The organism is Streptomyces sp. NPDC041796 (assembly GCF_055590785.1).
In genome coordinates this window covers 1-5503 of the sequence record NZ_JBVJAH010000066.1, presented here as the reverse complement: position 1 = coordinate 5503, position 5503 = coordinate 1, and the positions used below count along the sequence as shown (strand labels likewise).

Genomic DNA, 5503 nt, shown 5'->3' with positions numbered 1-5503 from the left:
GTGGAATCACCACGCCAACGACGAGGGGCCCTGCCTCGTCACCACACCTGCTGACCAGCCCATTTCACCCTCCAGCACAGGATGAAAGAGGCTCACTGGTAGCGGAGTGAACGTGCGGGCCTTCAACTGCTCCCGCGTTTTCTTCAGGAAGGCCACGATGTCGGCGTCGTCGGCGATGAAGGCCGGGACGACCCGGTCCACGCCGGCGGTGCGTGCCCCCTTGTTGCCCCTCACCCTCTCCCACGCAACGGTGAGGAAGTCGGGGTGATGGACGAGGTTGTAGAGATCATCGAACCTGCGGTCGGGATCATCGACCGCCCATTGGTGCAGCTTGGTCTGCATTCGTCGTACCCGCAGCCAGGCCCCATCGGGGTCGGGCCACAACTCACCGGTATTCACCAGCGTCTCCGTCCCTTGCAGTTCCGCAACTACGTGAATCCGCTGGGCTGCTTCGCCATGTGGACGGCTTTCCCGCCCGCGGACTACTACCAGCCCTCCGCCCCACCCCGGGCCGTCGGCGGACGTCGCGCCTTCCCACCCGACGCGCCTGGAGAGCGCGCCGAGACGAGAGCTTCGGGGTGGTTCCCACGTTCACTGTGATCCGCTCGTCGGGTGAGGCGGCCAGCTTTGCCCCTGCGGCATCGCCACGGTTACGCCGCAGTCCTTCACCGTGGCCTCCCGACCGGCAAGATCAATCCGATCCAGGGGTTCCTGCCCGTACGGGCAGTACGCACCGCGATCCAGCCCAGATCCACCGGGTTTGAGCTGGCGGAGGTCTTGAGGGGCTTTACACCGCTGGTTCCTCGCGTCCACCTTCCCGTCTCGCTTGCCGGACCCGCACCGTCCGGTAGTTCCGGTGCGTCCCGTCGTTGTCGGGGCTGCTCTCCACCAGACTCGGCCGACTCGCCGGGCCCAGCTGCCCCCTGCTTCTGCCGACCCGCTGCGACGGGACGACGGTGCGGGCCTCACACCCGCACGCGGATCACAGCGCCTCGTGGCGCACGGTCTCTCACCTCCACACGAATCACAGCGCCTCACGGCGCAACTCGAAGACGATCCATGCCCCGGACGCCGCCGCGAGGCTTTTACCCGCGGCCACACCTCCTTCTTGCACAGCTCCACCGCGTGCTCGTCTCGCTCCAGAGCTCTGCGGGCGGGTTCCTGCCAGGACCAGCCGTGCCGTTTCACGCCCAACGGCAGCCGCCGCACCGTCGCCACCGACAGGCGCACTCCCAACCGACGGCGGATGACCGTCTGGACTCTGGCCAGGGTCCAGCGTTGAGCGTCAAAACCGGGTGCGGCCGGGCCCCTGCCGACTTCCTCCTCCAGGACGGCGAACTGGGCACCCGTGATGGCCGGGGTTTTCGCCGGCCCGCGGAACACATGCCCTCCATGCCACCTTCGCGCCAGGCTCGGCGCCAACGTTCGACCGACCGCACGCTCACCCGCAAGTCCTTCGCGATCACCGCGGTCTTCTCGCCTGCCGCGAACCGCCTGCCGGCCCGAAGCCGGATCTCCTTACGAAACGTCCGACGCTCAGCGGTCAGGCCCCTGCACTCCGGATATCTCACCTCACCGGCATACCGCGGGGATCACGAACGGCGAAGTGGAGGCGTGACCCAAGGCGTCTATTGGTGTCGAGGAGCGGTTGCGTATCCGAGCAGATAATAAGTTGCCTTGGCCAGCAGGCGAAGCGCCGCAGCCGGATCGCCGCCAGTGTCGGTGGCGAGGAACCGGGCCTGCTGGATTGTGAAGGTTGCGATCTGCCGGGCGCCGCCGTCTCGCATCTGTCCGGCGTATCGGGTGGCTGGCGCGTCGAGCAGTCGAAGGTACAGTCGCAGACGGTCACGTAGGGCGTCGGCAGCTGGACCCGTCGGGCGTCCCTCGGCAAGGACCAGGGCGAGAGCAGCGTCGCGGGACATGTCGAGGCTCGAGGGAGACGGCATCGTCATCAGGCACCGCCAGTATTCAAGTAGCTGTTCCAGTCCTCCGAGCTCCGCCCTTGTGGGGTTGCATTCTGCGTGCGTACATTCCGCCCGGCCGCCAAAAGCGTGGACGCAGCGGTAATGGTCTTCTCGTGGTGGTGGCAGCACAGGTGTGCGCCGCCTGCTCGGCGCATCGGTCTTGGGATGGACATCTCGGAGGCCTTCCGCCAGTTACGTGTGATTCAACTTTCGGTACGCACAGATAACTGCTTGGCGGTGCGGTCAGGTAGAGGACAAACCAGCACGAATGTTGCGGAATCTCGGCTTACCTGACTGAACGTGGCCTCGCCTGTGCCGCCTGAGCGTGAACGGGGAGTCCAACTCATCGCTATGCCCCGGATGCATGAACCGTGCGGCTCTATCACGTTCTGGCTGGCTGAGGCCGCTGCTGAGACCAGTCGCACATCCGCTCAGGCCATGCACCGTTCGAGCAAGAGGTCAGGCTCAAGCCGCTGGTAAGTGACAGAGTCGGCATTTAGGGGAAGGCCCTGGGCGCGAAGCGCGGTACTGCTCCCGACCATCTGCGGCAGGATCTCCAGAATTCTGTCCTCGCCTTGCTGTTCGATGTCGACCGCTCCACCGTTACCCGGGCCATGGCTCGTGAGCCCCATACGCAAACGACCTTCACGGCAGCCTTCGCCAGCAGGAGACCCCTGGCACCGCCCGCTGCGATCAGTTCTCGGAAGACACCCTGCCAAGCCCCTGCCCACGCCGATTAACGGACCGGCGGGGCGGCATCCTGCGGGTACACGGCGGTCACAATGTTAAGACCTGACAGAGCGGCTGCGTACAAGATGCAATCGTCGTTGCTACGTTGAGACGCATGAGCGACAGCAACACGACCGACACGACGAACACAAAAGTTCTGAGGGTCGTATGGGTCGTCCAAGCCGGCCACTCAGGCCAATGGCACCCCGCCACAGGAACATACGCTCACAGGCAGCAAGCCGTCGAACGTCTTCAGTGGCTCCGCATGAACGCTCCACATGCAGTGTCCTATCGACTCACCTGCGAAACGACCACCGTCACCACGACCATCGAAGAAGCCTGACCTACCCTCGCAGCAACAGCCTGTACCAGGGCAAAGGCGCAGGTATAAACGGACAGTCGCGCGATCCTTCATGAGTGGCAACGAGCGTTGTTCTGGACCGCCCCCGCTCAGCAGCGAGAGACTACACACGCACAGGCCCTCAGCAGGCGTAATCTGTCGGCATCCGCCGATCACAGCACCCCTGTCCGCTGCTCGGTTTTCCCGCCTGCCGTGGGAGACATAGCGATTTAGCCGCAACGGGTTGCGACGGCACGGGAGTTCTTTAGGTGGTTGACGGTCCGCTCGACCTTTATCTTACGATTTTCGACCATTCCGTCGAAACGGCCGGGCTGCCCCCACTTGCCACCCCGGCGGTTGCGGTTGGCCTGCTGATCCTTCCGTTCCGGGATGGTGTGTTTAAGCGGCGTCTTCACAGATAGCCGCGGTTACGGCGGGGCCTGATGGAACACTTAGGACGGAGCGCGCGCCCTGTTCCTCTCCTGTTTGAGAGGTGTTTGAGGGCGGGCTGAAGCTGACCTTTCGTGGCGCGGGTGGAGTCTTTCTGTATGCCCGGACCGCAAAGTCCTTTGATAAGACGAGGCTGGTTCCGCGCCCATCGGCGCACGCCATGTTCGTCAAGCCACAACAAGAGGCGTCGGTAATAGCCCCGAATGGCCGGATGGCGCATGTCAGCAAAACCATCATTTCTTCCTGCCTCGCGGCTCCATGTCCTGAAGGCATCTATCGCCAAGATCTCACAGAGGTGACCAGCCATGCGTCTTGCGCGCACATTGACCTTGCTTGCCACCAGTGGCCTGTTTTCCGTTGCCTGTCTGGCCACCCAGGCACACGCAGACTCGTACCCGGTCCCGGTTTCAGCAGTTGTACTGAGCGTCTCCCCTGCGGCGGAGAGCACGGAGCTGCCGCTCGGTGGAGACCACCGGTTCGCGCTGCTCATCTGCCAGCCAATCGTCAGCGGCACCCATCCGGCGCCGGAGGATGCATGCAACGCCCTCGACGAGGTGAACGGCTCTTTCGAGGAGCTTGCGGGTGACGGCCACCCATGCACCCTGGAGTATCGCCCTGTCACTGCCCGTGCATTCGGGGTGTGGGAGGGAACGCATGTCTCGTACACGCAGTCCTTTCCCAACCACTGTGTTCTTCTTAGCCAGCGCGGCCACGTCTTTGACTTCTGACAGGTTCTGCCGTGCGTCCCCTGCCGAGTACACGAGAAGGATGAGCCTAGTCTTCTGAGTCAGGAATTCTGTTCAGATGCATAACTGATCCCTACGTTGTTCTGCGGGACGTGGTGAGCCCTTCGTATGGTTCACCCACCCAGGGGCGCCGAGTGTGGCTCTAACTGATCTGCTGCTCGTAGCTAGAAACGATTGGCCGCTCGGCGCCCCACGCCGACTCGGCTGCCAATTAGGAATTGCGAATGATCGCTGAGTAGGGATCTGACAGCGAAGTCGTCCGTGGGAGGACCCGCAGCACACTGAGCCTCTTTCATCCTGTGCTGGAGGGTGAAATGGGCTGGTCAGCAGGTGTGGTGACGAGGCAGGGCCCCTCGTCGTTGGCGTGGTGATTCCACTCAGCACACCGGCGGCCGAAGGGGCCCTGTTGGTTCCGTATCCTGCCATGCTCGACGTCCCGCACGAGCTCGTCGAGCATGTCGCCTGGCTGCTGCACGAACACCGCCGGGCCCGCAACACCCGCTGGCGCAAGCTCGGCTGCTTCCAGCAGGCGCTGCTCACGCTGGTCCATCTGCGCAAGAACGAGACGTTCGCCCAGCTCGCGGCAGGATTCGGCGTCCCGACCGCGACGGCCTGGCGCTACGTCGACCAGACCCTGAACGTCCCCGCAGCCCGGGCGCCGGGCATGCACGAAGCCCTCACCGGCCCGGGCGAGGGCGACCACGTCATCGTTGACGGCACCCTGATCCCCACCGACCGCACCGCCGCCAACGAGCCGTACTACTCGACGAAACACCGCAAGCACGACATGAACGTGCAGGTCATCGCCCACCCCGACGGCACACCACTCTGGTTCTCCCGCGCGACACCAGGCCACACCCACGACCTGACCGCGGCCCGTGCCCACGGCATCGTCCAAGCCTGCCTGACCCGGCAGATCCCCGTCCTCGCCGACCACGCCCACCAAGGTGCCAGCGCCACCGTCCGCACCCCTCTACTACCACCACCGCGAACAACCCACCCACTACCAGCAGTACAACCGCGACCACGCACGACTCCGAGCGCCCGGCGAACGCGCCTTCGCTCAGCTGAAGTCGTGGCGACTGCTACGACGAGCCCGATGCTCCACCCGCCGCGTCAGCACCATCGTCCGAGCCGTTCACACTCTGCTGACCTGCAGCTATTCAGGATGAAAGACGTTCACTGAGCTTCTTCAGCGTTGCCTCTCCAGGGCGAGGACGGCCTTAATCATTGACGTCAGTCTGTTGGGGCTGACGCGGGCTCTGCGGAAGAGC

At 64.3% G+C, this 5503-nt stretch carries 3 protein-coding genes and 2 pseudogenes; 3 read left to right on the top strand and 2 right to left on the bottom strand.

Annotation, left to right across the window (positions count from 1 at the left end; genetic code table 11):
• Positions 1-6: 6 nt before the first annotated feature.
• Complete coding sequence (locus ACZ6C1_RS38465; protein WP_469247689.1) at positions 7-399, bottom strand: hypothetical protein; 393 nt, start codon at positions 397-399, stop codon at positions 7-9.
• A gap of 654 nt (positions 400-1053) precedes the next feature.
• A pseudogene (locus ACZ6C1_RS38460) lies at positions 1054-1571 on the bottom strand (winged helix-turn-helix domain-containing protein); the annotation flags it as partial.
• Positions 1572-2808: 1237 nt separating this feature from the next.
• On the opposite strand from ACZ6C1_RS38460, the gene ACZ6C1_RS38455 reads away from it, so the two are divergent.
• The 3 genes and pseudogenes from ACZ6C1_RS38455 (at position 2809) to ACZ6C1_RS38445 (ending at position 5401) form a co-directional block, all read left to right on the top strand.
• A complete protein-coding gene (locus ACZ6C1_RS38455; protein WP_469247688.1) occupies positions 2809-3036 on the top strand; it encodes a hypothetical protein in 228 nt (75 codons plus the stop codon).
• Positions 3037-3788: 752 nt separating this feature from the next.
• Complete coding sequence (locus tag ACZ6C1_RS38450) at positions 3789-4211, top strand: SSI family serine proteinase inhibitor (RefSeq protein ID WP_469247687.1); 423 nt, start codon at positions 3789-3791, stop codon at positions 4209-4211.
• Between the two features lie 382 nt (positions 4212-4593).
• Positions 4594-5401, top strand: a pseudogene (locus ACZ6C1_RS38445) (transposase family protein).
• Positions 5402-5503: the final 102 nt, after the last annotated feature.

Excerpts from the sequence above, each read along its gene's own strand:
- ACZ6C1_RS38455 (WP_469247688.1), top strand. The coding sequence starts at position 2,809 with ATGAGCGACAGCAACACGACCGACACGACGAACACAAAAGTTCTGAGG.
- ACZ6C1_RS38450 (WP_469247687.1), top strand. The coding sequence starts at position 3,789 with ATGCGTCTTGCGCGCACATTGACCTTGCTTGCCACCAGTGGCCTGTTT.